Here is an 18,184-nt window from a genome sequence, read left to right as displayed (position 1 = left end):
CTGTCTCGCTAGCTTGACCGCGTGACCACGCCCGTCGGTTCGATTCGCATTGACCTGTCGATTGACGGGTCGAACCTGGGTGACGAGATCACCGCGGCGGTTCAAAAGCATGTGAAGGCCGCGCTCGGCGAACTCAACGAGGTGCTGGCCGAGGTTCAGGCGCAGATGGAATCCACCAGCCGCGCCAGCGCATCCGCAGCTACCGGCGTCGGCCAGGCCGGCAAGGCGGCACGCGAAGCGACCGGCGGCATGAGCGACATGCAGCAGGCCAGCCAGGCCGCGGCCCAAGCCACCAAGACTGCCGGGGATGCTGCCCGCGCCGCCGGCAGTGGCATGGACGACATGGGCCGCGCCAGCGACGGTGCGGCGGATAGGACGAGCAAGGCCGGCCGCGCAGCCAGCCAGGCCAGTGGCGAGTTCGGTCGGTTCAGCCGTGCCGCGGAGCGTGCATCGGCCGTCAGCAAGCAACTCGGTTCAGGTGTCGGTCAAGCAGCGTCTGGTTTCGTGCGCGCCGGTGACGCGGTGCTGGGCGCGGTCGGCAAGTTCGCAAAGTGGACCGGCATCGGCGCCGCCGTGTCGGGCGCGATCGGTGGTGTGGCAGGCAGTTTCAGCGTGCTGCAGCTCGGCATGAATCGGCTCACCTCGATCGAGAACGCGCGATCCACGCTGCAAGGGCTCGGTCACGACGCGCGAAGCGTCGAGGGCATCATGGATTCCGCGCTCACCGCGGTGAAGGGCACCGCGTTCGGGCTGGGCGAGGCTGCTACCGTGGCCGCCTCCGCGGTGGCCGCCGGTGTCCAGCCCGGCGAGGATCTGACCCGCACCCTCAAGTTGGTCGGTGACGCCGCCGCGATCGCCAAGACCGACATGCAGTCGATGGGCGCGATCTTCAACAAGGTCGCCACATCGAACAAGGTGCAGGGCGAGGTCATGGCGCAGCTGCACGACCGAGGCATCCCGATCCTGCAGCTACTGAGCGAGGAAATCGGCAAGACCGCTGAGGAAACCGCCAAGATGGCCTCGGACGGCAAGATCGATTTCGAGACGTTCCGCAACGCCATCGAACGCGGCATGGGCGGCGCGGCGCTCAAGGCCGGCGAAACCTTCGAAGGCGCGATGGCGAACATGAGGGCCGCGCTCGGCCGGCTGGGCGCCGAGATCCTCAAGGGCCCGTTCGAGTCCGCACCCGCGGTGATCGGCCGAGTCACCGAAGGCATCGACGTGGCCACCGATGCCGTCAAGGGCATGGTCACATACCTGCGCACCGGTGAGGTGACCGACACGTTCCGGGATGTGTTCGGCCGCGGCGACATGTCTCGCCGGGTATTGGCTGGCCTCGAGCGGGTGCGGACGGTGGCGAGGCAGGTCCGTGACGGGTTCGAGGAGCTGCAGGCCGCTTGGCGCGGCGACGATGGAGCGGCGGACTGGGCGACGAAAGCCGTCGATTTCGTTCGGGACTCGCTGGCGCGGGTGTGGGATATCGCAAAGCAGCTCGGGCCGGCGCTCGCCGGTATCGCCGCGTCATTCGCCAAAGCATCCGCCGCAGTGGGTGTCTCGGCGTGGACGATCTTCCTGCGCACCGCCGAGGCGTTGGTGCCGATCCTGACCACAATCGCTGACCTCATCACCAGCCACCAGGGCGTGGTCACCGCCCTGGTGGCCGCGTATGCGTTGCTGAAAACCGGGTTCATCGGCGCCGCCGTGGCCGCCAAGGGGCTCGCGGTCATCAAAACGGTTACTGGCTGGATGACGGGCCTGATCGGTGTGACCACTGCCGCTGGCACGGTCATGTCCACGACGCTCACGACGGTTGCGACCGACGCTGATGGGCTCGGGAGCTCGATGGGTGGGCTGGGAGAACGAACGAAGAAGGGGATGCGCGAGACCCTGCGCAGCCTGAAGGCTTTGCGCGGTGAGATCGGCACGACGATGCTCATGGCCGGGACAGCCGCCACCGCGACAAGCAGCGGTATCGCCCAGACCATCGGCGCCCTGTCCAGCGTCGCGGGAGGTGCGCTGGCTGGCAGCATCTTCGGGCCGGCAGGGGCGGCCATCGGCGCGGGCATCGGCGGCGGGATCGCGTTGGCGTCGTATCTGCTGGGCGAGAACGCGCGCGCTGCACGCGCGGCGGCGGCCGCGCAAGCCGAGCTCGCCCAGCAGGTCCAACGTGCCAAAGAGGCACAGCTGGCATCGCTCGGGGCGCAGAAGGAACTCAATGCGGCGCTGCTGGAATCGGCCGGTGTCGTTGACGAAGCCGCGGTTGCAGCGGTCGCCCGGACCATCGACAACCTTCCCGAGATGCTCAGAGGGCGGCTGAGTGACGAACAGGTCCAAGGTGTCGTCGAGTCGATCCAAAAGCTCGGGGTGTCGTCAGAAAGTCTTGCCTCGCAGCTGACCCGGGGCGGCCCGGCCCTGGACGCCACACTGGCCGCCTTGCGGGCGATGGGCGGCCCGGACGGTGAGCGCGCCGCCGACGCACTCCTCGGCGTCGCTGCCCGGTTCGATCATGCTCGGACTCGAGCCGAGGCGGCCGCCCCAGCCTTGTCCGAGATGGCGCAGAAGATGGGCGTGGACGTACTGCAGGCGGCCGATGATCTGTCGGTGGCGTTGAAGGCTGTCCCACAGAACATCCCGCTGAACATGGACATGCCCGGCGCCGAAGCGCTGGTGGGGTTGCTCCGCGAGGCGGGCGCGGCGGTGGAGGTGCTGGGCGACGGCACCGTCCATCTCGACGTCAACGACGAGAGGGTCCGGGACGCGATCACGGTTGTTGACAGCCTCGGCTGGGCGATCAAGCAGGTTCCCGACACCAAGCAGATCGAGATCACTGTCAAGACTGACGAAGCAGCGCTGCAGCGGTTCATCTCGCAGATGACCACCGAAATGCAGAAATTCACGACACTGTGGATCACCCCTCAGCTGACGGGCGAAATTCCCGCCGGACAGCCCAGACCCAACCCCACAGCCGGTGGAAACGCCCTGGACCCAGGATTCTTCATTCCTGGCGGCCGCGCCGATGGTGGTGTGCTGCCCGGCTACAGCCCGGGGCGGGACAACATGCTGGTGCCGCTGTCCGGCGGCGAAGGGATCATCATCCCCGAGGCGATGCGGGCGCTCGGCGGGTCGTGGCTCTACCAGCTGAACTCGCGGTTCCGGCCCGGCATCTCGCGCCGAGGCTACGCAGATGGTGGTGTGCATCGCGGCAGCGGCGCCCTGCCGGGCCCAGTGTTCGACACCCGCGACGATGACGAACCGCTCAAGCTGCTCGAGGACATCCGCGACCTGCTGGCCGGCGCCGGGCCCACAACCGCGCCGCTGAACGTCACCGCCCGCGAGGTGTCCACGCTCGCGGACAGGGCGGTCGGGCGGATGGCGGGTATGACACCCGGCGGGACTGGCCCGTTCGGCACGCCGATCGCACCACGGCACCGCGGCTACGAGATGGCCGCCGCCGCGATCTCCGCGTTGGGTGGGGATCCGGAGAAGTGGCTAGGTGCTGAGCCGGTCTCGTACTGGCGTGAGCGGATCAACGAGTCGGTGCAGGCGGTGCAGCAGGCCACCTCTGCGATGGGCCCGGTGGTGTCGGACATGGGCCGGTATGTGGAGGCGTTGCAGGAGTTCGCACGCACCGGTGACCTGTCGGCTGTCCAGGGTGTCGGGTTGTCCGCCACCGATTCGGTGATCACCGCCATCACCAGCGCCCGCAACAAGAAGACGGGCCGCCTGTCCGATACGGAGATCGGCGCGTTGATTGAGCAGACGCTGGGCCCGTCCGGCTATGTGGGGGTGCTCGACGAACGCAACGCGTCCTTGGTCAAGAGCCTGCAGTCGTTCCGCGACAAGGTCGCCAAGGGCTCCGGCACGATGACCGGCGGTGCGCTGGTGGCGGGCCTGCCCGCCCACACTGGCGCCGCAACGTTCAGCACGTCGGGTCTGATGCCTGCCACCGCCGCGCTGGGCCAGGCGGTGCTCCAAATGTTCCCGCAGATCCGCGAGATCGGTGGATACCGGCAAGACCCACACCCAGACCACCCGTCCGGGCGGGCGATCGACATCATGATCCCCGGCGGCACCACACGCGGTGGCCGCAACCCCGCCGGCGAGGCGCTCGGGGACCAGATCTGGAACTGGCTGATGTCCACCGGGATCGTGGACCCCAAGGGCAGCCTGTGGAAGACCGATGTGGGCGGTGACCACTTCGACCATATTCATGCCCGGATCGCGGAGGGGATGGAGAACGCTGCGATTCAGGCGGGGCTTATCCCGGCTGCCGCTGGCACGCCGGCGGCAAGCCTCGGTGGGCTGTCAGCCACGGGTGGGGCGACACCGGTATTCGTCACGAACTGGCCCGGCACCGGCGGCATGGGGATGCCGCCCGGGCTGCAGCCGATCCTCGACGCGGCGGCACAAGGCAGCGGGGAAGCCGCGTCGAACGTGCTCGGCGACGTCATGAGCGCGGTCGCCAGTCTCGGCCAGGAGGATTGGGCCAAACGCGATGCCAGCTACGCGACCCTGAACAAGCTGGTGCGGGACCGCAACCCGATGGCTCTCGCCGCGGCACTCGGTCTTGATGTGGAGGACTTCACCCGCCAAGGTGGCGGCCACGGCGACATCACGGCTAACGACGGGCCCGGCTACGACTCGTCCGGACGTCTGTACTCCGACACCGCAGCGCTGCTGGATCGCACGTTCACCAGCCTGAACGCGCAACTGGCCGCGATGCGCGATCAGATGGTGTCGGTCATCGAGCAGGTGTCGCACAAGCTCAACGACGCCGCGCTGGAACCGATCGTCAAGGCCGGTGTGCAGTCCGCCCTGGAGGGGTTGAAGGACAGCGTCAGTCATGCGATCGGCACGGCGATGGGCCAGGCCGCCGCCCCGCCGATCGCTGATGCGGTGCGGCAAGGCATGGCGTCGTTGCCCATCGCCACTTCCGGCGGAGACAGCGGCGGGAATGCGTTCTCCGGATTGATCCCCGGCATGGCGTCCGGCGGCCCGGTCTACGGCGGCGTCGCGGGGAGGGACTCGGTGCCGGCGTTGCTGATGCCGGGCGAGCATGTGCTGACCACCGACGACGTGGCCCGGCTGGGCGGCCAGTCCGGCGTGTATGCGTTCCGGGCCGCGTTGGCCCGCACCGGCGGCGTGCGCGGGTTCGCCACCGGCGGGGCGGTCGTCAACGATGTAGTCGGGGCGGAGTTCTTCGGCGTCTCCCAGATCCCGATCATCGGGTTGGTTGTCAACATCCTGATCCGGGTGCTGCTGTCGGTGCTGGGCGTGCAGATCCAAGCGCGGGACACGCTGCTGCAGATGACCGACGAGTTCCGGCAGTTCCGCGGCGACTTCCAGGCGTTCGACGCGTCCGGTCGCCTGCTCAACGACACCAGCGCACTGGTGGACCGCGCGCAATCCAGCGAGGAGATGGCCGCCCAGGAGCGTATTCGAATCCTCAAGATCGTCATCGAGGCGCTGATTCGGTACATCATCGAGAAGGTCATCGTGCCGATCGGTAAGGCGGTGGCCAACGCCGCTATCTCCGCCGGCGCATCGGCGGCCGGCGCGGCGATCAACACCCAGGCGCCGGGCGTGGGCGGCATCGTGTCGAGCTTGATCACGGCGGCCGGCCAGGCCGGTGTGGACATCATCGCCGACGTCGGCACCGACCTGGCGCTGGCGATCAGCGAAACCGTGATTGCCGTGGTTGCCGAGGGGCTGCAGTCGCTGTTCCCCGACCTGATGACCACCATCTTCGGCGGCGGGCTGCTGTCGGTGCTGCTCGACCCGATCGGCAACATCCTCGGCAACACCTTCGGTGGGCTGCTCGGCGGCATCACCAGCCTGCTCGCAGGCCTGTTCGGTGGTGCGGCCACGTTGATCCCCGGTTTGCCGTTCGACCGCGGCGGCATCGCCTACGGCACCGGGCTGATGCCGAAGGCCACGATCGCGCCTGAGCGGGTGCTGTCGCCGCGACAAACCGAGCTGTTCGAGCGGATGGTCGCTGCACTGGAACGTAACCCGCGCGCCGCCACCGGTTCGACCACCATCGTTGACGTCGGAGGTATCACCGTGGCCGGCGGGCCGGAGGCCGGTGAGCGGGTGCGCGCTGGACTCATGGAGCTGATGCACTGATGGCCTATCGCGGATGGTTCGCCCTCAACGGTGTGGAGTTCGCCAACACCGCGCGGGTTGTCGCGCACCTGGGGCGAGACGTCCCCACCAGCGACCTGGGCATCTTCACGCAGGCTGCCGCGGATTGCGGACTGGTCGAATCCACCGAGTACCCAGGCCTGTACGAGCTCCCGGACACCGCCACCGAGGTCGCGCCCGGGTTGTGGGCCCCGCCCAACGGTGCGCGCCGCTACGGGCCTGGGCTTCTCGAATTCGACGGCACCTGCTGGGGACCGGCCGCCATCTGCTCGTCGTGCTCCACCCACGTCGCCTATGACGATTCATGGCCGGGGCTTCGGGAGTTCCTCGGCGACACGATGTACCGGCCGGAGCTGGCGCCCTGGTACACCACACAGCTGCCGGAGTCCGGCGAGTTCGGCGGCGTGTGGGTGATGAAGGTTGACGGGCTGGGCCCGACACCGGTGGAGCGCACGGTCACGCAGATGGCGGGTGCTGGCGCGGCGGCCGGTCCGTCCCGCGACGCATCCCGCACCGTGACGTTTGAGGCGCTGCTGATCGGCTGCACCCATGTCGGCGTCGAATACGGGCTGGACTGGCTGACGTGTCTGCTGCGAGACACCAACACCGATACCGGATCCACGCTGCGTTATCTGGCTGCCTCCCCGTCATATTCGGGTGTGGACCCGGCGACGCTGGTGCGCGAGGTGCACAACGTCGTCCTGACGAAGGCGCCGACGATATCGCAGGAGTTCAACACCGAGCCGCGGGCGCATCAGCAGGCCACGATGTACCGGGTCACCTGGGAGATGGCTGTGCTCAGTCCGTATGCGTATCTGCCGGCTGTCCCGGTCGTGGTGGATTGGGACGAGATCGTCCGCCAGCCGATCAACTGGGTGCATGCCGCGGATTGCCGGCGGCCGGAGACGTGTGAGGACATGCCGACGCTGTTCTCGACGGAGTGTGTTCCGGAGGAGATCGCGGTGGTGACCACGCCACCGCCGGTGTGCGGCGGCTGCCTGCCGGTCGGGGAGATCGACAAGTATTCGTTCCGGGTGCCGACGATGGAGTACGCGTTCCGGTGCCGGGAGACCGCGGTGACCACGATCATCCGGAATCTCGGAGAGGCGCCGCTGACGTTGCAGGCGTTCTGGCGGGAGTGCGGCTCGGATATCCGGTGTGAGGACAACCAGTTTCCGCTGCAGGTGGCGGGTTTGCCGCCGACCGCGGAGCTGCACTTGGACGGCATCACCGGCCGGTATTGGGCGCACTACGACGGCCGGAAACGCCGCGTCGTCGGAGTGGTCGGCACGCCGAACGGTGCGCCGTGGCGGCCCCCGATCATCGACCGTGAAACGTGCTGGGACTTCATCGTTCAAACCGCCAGCAGCAGCAAGTTCGAGGTCGAGATGAGTCTCTACGACCGGGAGCCGTGATGATTGTCTCCGCGGAGCAGATCGTGGCGGTGCGCACTATCGCCGGTGTGCAGCTCTACCAGTTCCTAGCCAGCGGATATTCCCATCTGAAATGGACGCGGGCTCTGCGTGAGGTGTCGATCTGTGACCTGGTCGTGCCCCCGGCTGACGGCTACGTGCGGATCCCGGATATAACCCCCTGGCTGCACTGGGTGGACGTGTGGGACGACCAAGGGCAGCAGCTGTACTGGTCGGGACCGATCACCCGGGCCGAGCAGGGCCGCGACTGGCTGTCGCTGTCCGCCCGCGACGTCAGCGCGCTGCTGGCACGGACACGCTGCCCGCTGACGAAACGGTGGGACGCCGCCGACCCCGCTGACATCGCCGCCGAACTCTGGGCCGCAGTGATCGAGCATCACGGCCTGAACATCCGCAGCCTCGCCCGTAGGGATCCGCGAGGCGACCGATTCGGCTACGACTGTGTCGCTGATGAGACGATGGCCGACGAAGTCGTCGGCGAACTGGTCGATCTCGGCCTCTACTGGTCGGTGGTGGCCGGCATTCCACTGCTCGGGCCCGCGAAGCGAGAGCCGGTCGCCACCCTCGGCGAGCACGACTTCATCGAGGGCGGTTTGTCGGTGATCCGCGACGGCGCAAACACGTTCAACGATGTGATGTTACGTACCGGCGACAGCGTGTCGCGTGCCCGCTTGCCGATGGGCGGGCTGAATCTGCAGACCATCGTGAATATCGACTCGATGTTCGGGGTGTCCAACGCTGACCGTGCAGCCCATCAAGCAGTGCGGCACACCGGCACGATCCGGGACGCCATCAGCGTGCCGGAGGGCGCCACGCTGCACCCGGACGCCCCGATCAGTATCCGCGAGTTGGTGCCCTCTGTGCGGATCAATGTCGAAGCGTTCGGGCTGCTTTCGACGATGGAGCTGGAAGGCGTGACCGTGACGTGCACTCAGAACGAGACGTCGGTCGGAGTGGACCTCGAATCGGTCGACGACGATCTGCCGGAGCTGGTGGAGATCATGGAGGCCCAGCGTTGAGCGACACCCGGGTTGGTCGGACACCGCGCTCGGATGCGGAGTGGGCGCGGGAGACGGAGCGGCGTCTGCGCGCGTTGGAGCGGGCACGGACCGCGCGCGCGGGGGAGTACGTGCTGTCGTCGCGGGACGGCCGCCTGGTGGCCACCAAGCCGGGCGAAACGCCGCTGGAGGTCGGACAGGTCCCCGCACCGGTAGAGATCGACCTGTCGGCGCGTGGCTCGGTCGTCTCCGATATCACCGCGATCGCAACAGCGGTCGGCTACCCGGAGGTCGATGAGGAGGACCCGCCGTCGCTGGATGATGTGCGGCAGTGGGTGTTGCAGCAGTTGTTCGGCAAGATCCCGCCATCTCGGATTCCGGGGCTGCCATGGGCGCATTTGTTCGACGGCGCCGAGGAGCTGCTCGACGACCCGTCGTTCGATAACCCGTCGACGTTCGCCAACAACCCTGCGATCACCTATGACCCCGACTTCGGCCGGCTGAAGCCAGGTTCGGCGCGAATCGACGCGGACGGCACAACCAAGACTGCGGTGTCGAATCTGATCTCGGTGGCCGCCGGTGAGGTCATGCCGATGTCGGTTCACGTGTTCTACGAGGGCGTGACCGCCACCGGGCCGGACCCGATCCAGATGGTGGTGCGCGGCTATCACGTTGAAGAGGACGGCACCCGCACGCTGGTCGACACGACCGTGATAGATGCGGTGGCCGCACCGTCGGGGGAGAGCGACGACGTGCCGGGCGCCGACGACGGGTGGCTACGGCTGGCGGGTAGCTATACGGTGCCGGAGCCGACGACGTCGGTCGATGAGATCGTGATGGAGATCAGCGTCACCGCGGACCTCACGGCTGGCACGGTGTGGTTCGATGACGGCTCGGTAACCAAGACCCGGGATGGCATGCCGCAGTCCTGGATTCTGAACCTTCCCACCGATCTGAACTCGTTGTGGAATGGCTTGTCCGGGATGGTCGATGGGCTGCTGATACATCTGGGCATCGAACCGTTGGGGGACCTATTCGACCGGATTTTCGATCTCGGTGATGCGCTGGAGTGGATCCAGGATCGAGCCGAGACTGCTTGGACGGACGCGACGACGGCGTTGTCGAATGTCGGCCAGTTGATGACGAATCTGCTGACTGATCCGGCAGCGGTGATCGGCACCATTCCTCAGTCCATTGTGTCTGGACTGAGTGACCTTGCGACGCAGACGAATCAGATCATCGAGATCCTGGCCGGCGGAATCGTCACTCCAGTGAACAGTCTGGTGCAAGCGGTCAAGGACTGGTTCAACCAGTGGTTCGGTGGCGGATCGAACCAGGCTATCCCCTTGTCTCAGAAGGGCGCGCCCAACGGTGTCACTCCGCTCGGACCAAACCAGAAGATCCCGATCGAGTACTTTCCTGACGGATTCACCCCCTCTGAAGTCACCCACCCGCACTTCGTACTGACGCTGGACGACAACGTGCCGGTGCCCAACAACACCGAAACGGTGCTATCAGGGTGGAAGGTGGCCGGCAGTGTCGAACCCCTATGGGAGGACTCCACAAATACCCGATGGCGGTTCGACGGCGCGGGATGGTGGTATGTAGACACCGCCGTGGCGTGGGAAAGCAACTCCAACGGATCGCGTCAATCGTCGCTGACCCGACACCTCGTGAACTCGTCGCTGCGACTGGAGCAGGTGGACGCCACCCCGGCGATGGTGGGGCTGTGGCCGCTCCGCACCAACACCGACGGACTGCTGGACGTGTCCACCTCCGGTGAGTTCAACTACGGCGACTACTTCGATGTGCGGGTATGGCAGAACTCGGGCGGCGCCTTGGACGTTCTGGCCGACGAAACAGTCGTCAAGGCGCTGTACGTAGGCGAACGCATTCCGGACTCGACGTTCATCCCGCCCGTCGAATACGACAACCGCGGCGACGGTGCGAGCAACCCGAGCAGCACCACCCTGCAATGGCAGCACCAGGCATCCGGTACAGACCGGGCAGTGGTCGCCTTTGTGCAGTGGGGTCGCGACATCCTCAGCAACCCGCCGACAGTCACATACGGCGGGCAACCGATGGACCTGGTGGCATGGGCGCGCCACAACAGCACCGCCTCGAATGAGGGCGCAATGGCGGCGTACATCCTGCTCGACCCGCCGACCACGACACAAACGGTCACCGTCACCCGACAGTCCGGCACCTTGCAGCAGTTCCGTGGTAACACCGTCAGCTACACCGGGGTTGGCGGCTACACCGGATACACCAAGACCAACAACGACGGCGGGATGCCCATCACCGTGCCGAGTGCGCCGGGACGACGGGTCGCCAACGCCATTGCCAGCACCTGGACAGGCGGTGGCACTCCGGGCCAGGGCGTGATCGACGGCTATCAGAAAGCCGTTCGCTTCTCGTTCAGCCCCGGGCAGAGAGGCGGCATGTACGGCGGTGACGCACCTGGTGCAGCAACGGTTGAGCACAGGGTTACCACGACCGGGGGGCGCTGGGTGTCGTGCACCGTCGACCTGCACGACACCAGCTAGCGCTTCTGGGTTTTTCGCTGCGCCAGCCGCGCCATGCTCGCGACTGGCCCTGCGCTATGTGAGCACGGCGCCCACTTCTGGGGGCGCAGAATTGTCAGAACGGAAAGCTAATGTCGTTGTATAGCAACAAAAGTGGAGGATTCCGTGATCAAAAAGTGTGCCGCCGCGGTCATTGCCGGACTCCTTTTCCTCGGTCCGGCGCCGACCGCCGCAGCGAAGGAACCCAAGATGCGTTCGGACCGATCGAACGTGTCCACTAGCCAGTCGCCGGAATCGACTGTCAGTAAAAGACCCTCGGACAAAGTAGCCACCCACAGTCCCAACCGTCCGATCGATCCGCGAATCGTTCAGGGGCAGGCGCAGCGAGAACGCGCCATCGCCTTCCTCAACGAGCTACGCGACGCAATCGGCTGCCGCTAACTGCCTACCTGACCTGTAGTTTCGCCACCGATGACCGGTTGGTGGCCAGACGTACCCACGCTCTCCGCGGTGCGGCCGCGGGGATGGTTCACCCATCTCGAGCCACCATCTGCCGCAACACCCGACATCGGCTGGTGGGCTGTCATCACCCTCGACATGGCCACCACCGTCCAGTTCGTCAACGAAATCGAACTGCAAGCACTCAAGTCGCTCAACCTCGTCGCGTCGATCCACGCCACCCGTCAACTCGCGCTTCAAAAAGTCGCGAAAATAACCTTCGAGCGCCCGGTAACCGTCACCCGCGCAGTCGAACTACACGGCATCTACCTACTCGACTACGCGCTCACCGTCGCGATCACCCGTGGACTAACCATGACGCGGCTCACCGGAGCCGACTTCACGCGAACCATCAACCTAGACCGCGTCCTTGAGCTGACCAAACTCCGCACGATCGACTTGCACCAGGCCGTGAACCTGGATCGGCAAATGACCCTCGGCATCGTCCGGCCGCTCAGCCTGCCCCGCGCGCTCACCGCAGCCCGCACGCTAGGCGTCGAGTTGGTCCGGCCCCTTGCCCTGTCCCACGCGATCACCGTCGGTCGCACGATGGGCCTTGCCTTCCCGCCACTCACCCCGGTCACCCAGCAGTTCACCACCCCCACAGCCGGAACCCCCTACGTCTTCCCCCGCAACAGCAACTTCCTGGACCTCATCGCATGCGGAGGCGGCTGCGGCGGCCGAGGCGGCGGCGGGCTGCTCGCCGGTGGCGGCGGCAAAGCGGGCGGATGGAACTCCATCACGCTCGAGCGCGGCGAAGACCTTGCCTGGAGCGTCACCGAAATCACCGCCATCGTCGGTGCGGGTTCCGCAGGATCAGCCGGCGCGATCGCCATCGTCCAAGATCCGGCAAATGGCGGAAACAGCGGATGGAGCTGGCCCGGCGGGTCCATCACCGCCCCGGGAGGCACACCCGAGTCCGGCTCCCAAAACGGAGGAAGCGCAGGAAACTACAGCCACAACGGCATCACCTACACCGGCGGCGCGGGCGGTACCGGCAACGGCGGCAACGGCACCGCACCCGGCGGAGGCGGGGCCGGCGGCAATGGCGATGTCGGATTCTTGCCGGGCTCCCGCGGCGGCGACGGCGCCGACGGTCGCTGCTGGGGCCGCGCCTACTAAGCCACTGCCCGCTGGAACGCCGCCCACATCACCTTGTCGGGGAACCGCAAGAATCCGCCCATCTGCACGTTTCCGGCCGCGAAATCTGCTTCCATCCCAGGTGGGAACGGCTCGTCGACCTCGATCATGTACACATTCATTTGCAACTCCGGTGAGCCGTCCTCTGGGTCGAAGATGTGGAAATCCACGTATCCAGGGTCGGCGTCGTTAACGAACGCGGTCAACAGGTATCCGGTCGATGGCCAGCTGATCGGCTGCTGAGGGGCAACCGGCAGAGTTGTCACCGCTATGCGCATGCACCGCAGCGTATGAGCCCGACCGGCACACACCCCTGACCAGTAGCCTCGCCCCCATGGCGACCGGGATCAGCGTCTACCTGGCGAACAAGCTACTAGACCACGTGTGCCGCAACATGCCCTACACACCGCCGACCACTGTGTACTTTCAAGCGCACACCGGCCAGCCGGGCGCGAACATGACGTCCAACGTCGCCACCGGCACCTCCCGGGTTGCATGCTCGTTCGCCGCGGCGTCCTCAGGACAGATCGAGCTCGACAACACCCCCGAAGTCACGTTAGCCGGCACTCAGACGATCAGCCACGGAAGCTTCTGGGACGCGTCCAGTGGCGGAAATCCTTTGTGGAGCGCCGAGGCCACGGTGGCCAAAGGTGGTGTGGCCGGAGACATCATCCGCGTCACCACTGCGCCGCTGGGCTTCACGCCAATCGCTTCCTGATACGCCGGTAGAGGCTTCTGCTGGGACACCCCTGGTCCGTAACCTGCGGGTCGTGGCGTACCTGGAGTACACAGAGCCGAACGTCTGCATCGATGAGAACCTCACGACAGACGACGCCGGCCAGCTCCGCCTGCAGCCGTGGGCTGTTCCCCGTCTGGTCGCCGACGTCCGGGCGAATTCTGGCGGCGACGGCCGGGTGTACCCGGCCACGACCTTGCCCGGGAAACTGCTGATCGATGGCCGCGTCGCTTGGCGTAATGACACCCCAATCGACCAGCGCATCCTCATTCGGATCACCCGCGGACCACGATCCTGGATCACGTCGAATCCGAACGCGATCCAGTTCCGGGATCGCTGGACGTTCGCGGTCGACGCCGAACCAGCCGAGCCAATCACCACCGGCATCTACAACGGCCACACCGGATCCGCGATCGACTTCGGTACGAACAGCGTGGCCGAACCCCAGCCCGGGGTTGAGTGGATGTGGACCGACACCAACAGCTCCGACGAATGGGTGCCGTATCCGATCGAGCCCGGCCAGCACTTCCGGCTGCGGTACCGCTGCTATGTGTGGACGCCGCCGCCCTGGTCTGACAACGCGAACAAGAATCAGCCGCGCCACGAGGCGCACGCCCGCTGGGCGCGACTGCAGCTGATCGCGTTCGGGCAGCAAGAAAACGTGGTGACCGGATGATGTTCTGTAAGCGGTGCGGCGCCAGAATCGCTGAGCCGGTGCCCGGCGAGTACCGGCACGTCCTGTCGACGCTCGACGACAACCACCAGGCGGTGCCGCAATGACCGTCAAACCCTGCACCGCCGAATACATGCTGTCGACAGTCGACGGCATGGGTATGCGGCGCAACTGGTTCCCCCGCGTCGTCGCCGAACGGTTCCTCGGCTCCACCAAAGACGGCCCAATCAGCCGCGCCCCCGATCCGGTCACGATGATCGACGGCGACGTCACCTGGCACAACAATTCCCGCGATCCGCAGATGGTGGCGGTCCAGGTCAACCGCGCACCCCGCACCATCGTGGCGCAAAACCCGTCCACCGTGGTCATCCACGACGCCTGGTCATTCGCCACCGGCGTGTCCCCCGTGGCCGACTACCCGAGCATCGTCCAAGACGCGTTCGGAGGCCGCGCCCAGGTCGACCGACCCGAAACCCGCGGCGAGGACCTGCGGTTCGGACGCCTGTTCATCGACGGCGACAGCTCGCAATCATGGGTGCCGATCGGTGAACTGGCCCCACAACGCTCCCTGCACTTCCGGTATCTGTGCGCGGTGCAGACCCCCGGCACGTGGACTGCGCCCACCGAGTACGAACCGCGCTACGAGGCGCACGCCCGCTGGGCGCGACTGCTGGTGTTCGCCGGGCCGATCGGAGCGTCGTGAGCAACGAGCACTTCCAGATCATCGATGAGACGATCTCGCCGCAGCCGTGGACGCAATACCGACTGCTGGCCTCCCGCACCACAGCGTCGGTTTCCCGCTCCTACGACACCTCGGGTGGCGGCAACAAGAACGACCCCGTCCACACAGTCTCGCTGGCGTGGACGAACGACACACCGGTGCCGCAGTACGTGTACGGCATGGTCACCCGCGGCGGCGCCCAGGTGGCGCTGCAGGCCCGTTCACGCGGCTACCTCGCCATGAGCCACGGCATCGAGATCACACCCACACCCGACCCGCCGGGGTCGTTCGACATGATCGAGGTGTCACGGTTCGGCGGCGGCATGGACGTTGGCCGCGGCGGGCTGCTCGCGATCGGCACCGGATTCGGAGTGCACGAGGTCCGCGCCAACAGCGCGTCCGCACCTCTGTTGCCGCAGCGCACCGGATGGCCAGCCGTCGCGCCAGGGGAGACGTTCCACGCCCGCGTCGAGCTCCGGTTCATCTCCGAGTTCTGGGAAAACACCATGATCGACGGCGGCGACCAGAACACCGTCAGCCAGTTCATCTCCGGCGACACCCGACTCGACCTCTACGGGATCCCCGCGGTCATCCCGCCGTCGCCGCGGCCGACCCCGACGATCGTCGGGGTGGAGCACGGCGTCAACAACACCTTCCCAGCCGATGTTGACGTGCCCGCCGGCACCCAAGAGGGCGACATCATCCTGGCGATCGTCGCCAACAACATCGGCCTGGCCTCCGACATCACCCCGCAGGAACCGGGCTGGACCCAGGTGCACGTCCGCAACGACGGCCTGGCCGGCATCGGGGATGTGCACATGAAGGTCTACATGCGCACCGCCACCGATGACGAGCCGGCGTCGTACCGGTTCACCACCGGCATCCTCGCCGAAGTTATCGCCCACCTCGTCGTGATCCGTGACGCCAGCCCGTTCCTCACCGACGGCTGGCAATTCGCGTCCAGCCTGCGCAGGTTCTTCTGGGAACGCGCCGAAGGGCACATCTGCCCCTCTATCGACCGTGCCGGCCAACTGCTGCTCTGCGCCTCCTACTTCGCGCACTCACCGCTGCAGGCGCCGATTAACCAGGAGCCGCCAGACGGCATGACTGAGCTGTCCGATGTAGACGCTAACGGCAGTTCCTGCGCGGTCGCCGTCCTGGCGAACCCGCCGCGCCCCACCGGAGAGCGCATGTTCGTGCCGACGAAAACCCCGCAGTGGTCGGGACGCTCGATCGCGCTGACCATCTTGGTGCCGGGCGCGCCGACACTGTAATCGGAGTGGATCTGAAAGGGAGAATCGCCTCGGATGTATGAACCGCCACCCGGTTTCGATGACATGCTCGGCGACGCTGAGCTCGTCCCCATGGAAGGCCCGTTCCGGCCACTCGAGGTGCCAGGGGTCGGCAGTGTGCTGGCACGCAGGCCGATGCCGCGATCCACTGCGGCGCTGGCCATGAGCGCGAACGCGAAAATCGATGCCACCGCCCGCCAGGATTACCTCACCCTCTTCGTGCGCAACCATCTGGCTGACGGCGAATACGAGCGGCTGACGGTTGCGATGATCAACGGCGAAGCGCCGCCGGACACCCTCGGCAGGGTCGCGCGATCTATCTCCACTTGGGGCACGGCGCGCCCTATGTTGCCGTCATCAGCCTCGCGCTGATGGCGGCCTACCACTGGAGAACCCTGCGGCAACGGATGCGCGCCAACGGCATCACCGATCCCATGGCACTGCCGTCGATGCACGCCATCATCGATGAAACCGAAGCCCTCGCATTGGAGGCCGCCGGTGCGGGCACTGACGACCCGGACCGGGCCCGCCGCGAACGCCAAGAGCTGCTCGACAAGCTGTACGCGCCCGCCCCGGAGGGCGCCGAAGACCTCAACGGCGAGCAGTATCAGCCGCCTCCGGCCGGGTTCGAGGACCCCGCCGAGGTAGAGGCCAGTTTCGATGCGTTCTCCCGGGCGCTGGGTGCACGCTGAGCCCATAACCTGCCGGGCATGTCGAAGATCCTGGTGCCTAACCTCGACATGGACAAACCGCCCGGGCAGCGGTTCGCGCCGCAGGTGCGGGAGGAGATCGCTGAGGTCGCCCCGTCGACGGTCAACGACGGCGAGATCACCACCAACAAGCTCGACGATCGGGCGGTCACCAGCCCAAAGATCGCGCTCGGCGCAGTCCAATCCGAGAGTATCGGCGCCAAACAGGTCAAGACCGCCAACATCGATGATCAGGCGGTGGGCACCGACCAGCTTGACGATGAGGCGGTCACCCCCGATAAGGCCGGGCCGGGCGTGATGACAGTGTTCGACTCGTCGGGCAACCCGATCCAGGCCGCCACCATTGTGGTGACCGACCAGGAATGGTCATCGCTTACACCCGCTCCGAACACGTTCTACGAGGTCTTGGACACCTGACGTGGCCAGACGCTACTTCGGTGACCAGCCGGTGGCCCGCCGATACTTCGGCAGCATCCCGATCAAGGCGCGCTACTTCGGAGACCAACTCGTCTGGTCCTCCGCCCGGATCGGTGACCACTTCAACCGCCCCGACGCGCCGACCCTCGGACCCGACTGGACCGACCACGGCCCATCAGCCACATACAAGGCCGGCGTGGTCAACGGCATGTGTCGCCTCGCCGTGCCGGACGGGTTGCTTGCGCTCGCGCTGATCACCTCCCGGCAGCGCTACAACGCCGCGATCCTCGACAAGGACGACGGCTACATCGAGTTCCGCATCGGCTCCCAGGGCTCGGGACCCTCGATCACCGGCGACCTGTGCCGCACGACGGTGTTCGCCCGTGTCTCCAACAACGGATTCACTCACGGCGTCGGCATCGGTCTGGACTCGTCCACGATTCGGATCGTGCGCCGCGTCAACAACACCGAAACCGTGACAGAGAACTGCGGCGCCTTCTCGGCAGGCGACATCATCCGCTACGACTTCCGGGGCGATCTGCACACCGTGCGCCGCAACGGCAAGTTCGCCGGCGAATGGGAAGACACCGGCCAAACCGCGGCCCGCGGACCCGATTACCGCTCCCTCGGGCTGGCCGTGATGGCCAGCAAGGACCTCCTGGGGCCGCGCCGGTTCGGCCCGGCGATCGACTACATCGACATGGTCTGACCGCGCACTTCACCCCTCGTTCGTAGCGTCAGCCGCGAAACCCGGCAGGGAGGGGGTTCGCATGATGCGACGACTGCTGCTGATCATCTGCGGCGCCATCATCTGCGCGCCCGTTCTTGCCGCTGCGATTCTCGTCCTCGCCGTCGAGTTCACCGACGGCGGCCAAGGATTCGGCACCGACATATGAA

At 66.6% G+C, this 18,184-nt stretch carries 15 protein-coding genes; 14 read left to right on the top strand and 1 reads right to left on the bottom strand.

Annotation, left to right across the window (positions count from 1 at the left end; genetic code table 11):
* The first annotated feature begins 21 nt into the window (after positions 1-21).
* The 5 genes from CKW28_RS20815 (at position 22) to CKW28_RS20795 (ending at position 12,720) form a co-directional block, all read left to right on the top strand.
* On the top strand, positions 22-6,126 hold the full coding sequence (locus CKW28_RS20815; protein ID WP_003925128.1) for a tape measure protein: 6,105 nt from the start codon (positions 22-24) through the stop codon (positions 6,124-6,126).
* Positions 6,126-7,559: a hypothetical protein gene (locus tag CKW28_RS20810; protein ID WP_003925127.1), complete on the top strand. Its 1,434-nt coding sequence runs from the start codon at positions 6,126-6,128 to the stop codon at positions 7,557-7,559. Before CKW28_RS20815 ends, CKW28_RS20810 begins: the two co-directional genes overlap by 1 nt.
* The gene (locus tag CKW28_RS20805; protein ID WP_234785026.1) at positions 7,481-8,596 is read left to right on the top strand and encodes a hypothetical protein; all 1,116 of its coding nucleotides are present in this window, start codon (positions 7,481-7,483) and stop codon (positions 8,594-8,596) included. The genes CKW28_RS20810 and CKW28_RS20805 overlap by 79 nt, the downstream gene beginning before the upstream one ends.
* Positions 8,593-11,121 (top strand): hypothetical protein, encoded by a 2,529-nt coding sequence (locus CKW28_RS20800; RefSeq protein WP_131588028.1) that lies wholly within the window; start codon positions 8,593-8,595, stop codon positions 11,119-11,121. Before CKW28_RS20805 ends, CKW28_RS20800 begins: the two co-directional genes overlap by 4 nt.
* 450 nt (positions 11,122-11,571) lie before the next feature.
* The gene (locus CKW28_RS20795) at positions 11,572-12,720 is read left to right on the top strand and encodes a glycine-rich domain-containing protein (RefSeq protein ID WP_131588027.1); all 1,149 of its coding nucleotides are present in this window, start codon (positions 11,572-11,574) and stop codon (positions 12,718-12,720) included.
* Here CKW28_RS20795 and CKW28_RS20790 read toward each other — a convergent pair.
* A complete protein-coding gene (locus tag CKW28_RS20790) occupies positions 12,717-13,016 on the bottom strand; it encodes a hypothetical protein (RefSeq protein WP_061252280.1) in 300 nt (99 codons plus the stop codon). The genes CKW28_RS20795 and CKW28_RS20790 overlap by 4 nt on opposite strands.
* 56 nt (positions 13,017-13,072) lie before the next feature.
* Here CKW28_RS20790 and CKW28_RS20785 point away from each other — a divergent pair, with 56 nt between their 5' ends.
* The 9 genes from CKW28_RS20785 to CKW28_RS24350 all read left to right on the top strand — a co-directional run bounded on the left by CKW28_RS20785 (position 13,073) and on the right by CKW28_RS24350 (position 18,183).
* Positions 13,073-13,456 carry a phage tail fiber protein gene (locus tag CKW28_RS20785; protein WP_003925122.1) on the top strand — a complete coding sequence of 128 codons (384 nt, stop codon included), beginning with the start codon at positions 13,073-13,075 and terminating at the stop codon, positions 13,454-13,456.
* Positions 13,457-13,508: 52 nt separating this feature from the next.
* Positions 13,509-14,150 (top strand): DUF7172 family protein, encoded by a 642-nt coding sequence (locus CKW28_RS20780; RefSeq protein WP_003925121.1) that lies wholly within the window; start codon positions 13,509-13,511, stop codon positions 14,148-14,150.
* Positions 14,151-14,250: 100 nt separating this feature from the next.
* A complete protein-coding gene (locus CKW28_RS20775) occupies positions 14,251-14,850 on the top strand; it encodes a DUF7172 family protein (protein ID WP_003925119.1) in 600 nt (199 codons plus the stop codon).
* Positions 14,847-16,142 (top strand): DUF7172 family protein, encoded by a 1,296-nt coding sequence (locus CKW28_RS20770; RefSeq protein WP_003925118.1) that lies wholly within the window; start codon positions 14,847-14,849, stop codon positions 16,140-16,142. Before CKW28_RS20775 ends, CKW28_RS20770 begins: the two co-directional genes overlap by 4 nt.
* Before the next feature lie 33 nt (positions 16,143-16,175).
* Positions 16,176-16,532 carry a hypothetical protein gene (locus CKW28_RS20765; protein WP_040546617.1) on the top strand — a complete coding sequence of 119 codons (357 nt, stop codon included), beginning with the start codon at positions 16,176-16,178 and terminating at the stop codon, positions 16,530-16,532.
* Complete coding sequence (locus CKW28_RS20760) at positions 16,532-16,852, top strand: DUF7240 domain-containing protein (RefSeq protein WP_003925116.1); 321 nt, start codon at positions 16,532-16,534, stop codon at positions 16,850-16,852. Before CKW28_RS20765 ends, CKW28_RS20760 begins: the two co-directional genes overlap by 1 nt.
* Before the next feature lie 18 nt (positions 16,853-16,870).
* On the top strand, positions 16,871-17,287 hold the full coding sequence (locus CKW28_RS20755; RefSeq protein ID WP_003925115.1) for a hypothetical protein: 417 nt from the start codon (positions 16,871-16,873) through the stop codon (positions 17,285-17,287).
* Between the two features lies 1 nt (position 17,288).
* A complete protein-coding gene (locus tag CKW28_RS20750; RefSeq protein WP_003925114.1) occupies positions 17,289-17,996 on the top strand; it encodes a DUF7257 domain-containing protein in 708 nt (235 codons plus the stop codon).
* Between the two features lie 64 nt (positions 17,997-18,060).
* Positions 18,061-18,183: a hypothetical protein gene (locus CKW28_RS24350; RefSeq protein ID WP_264015587.1), complete on the top strand. Its 123-nt coding sequence runs from the start codon at positions 18,061-18,063 to the stop codon at positions 18,181-18,183.
* The last annotated feature ends 1 nt before the right edge of the window (position 18,184 follow it).

It is taken from the genome of Mycolicibacterium thermoresistibile (assembly GCF_900187065.1).
Taxonomy (GTDB): Bacteria; Actinomycetota; Actinomycetes; order Mycobacteriales; family Mycobacteriaceae; genus Mycobacterium; species Mycobacterium thermoresistibile.
Note: the sequence above shows the minus strand (reverse complement) of the source record. Positions and strands in the feature narration are given on the sequence as shown.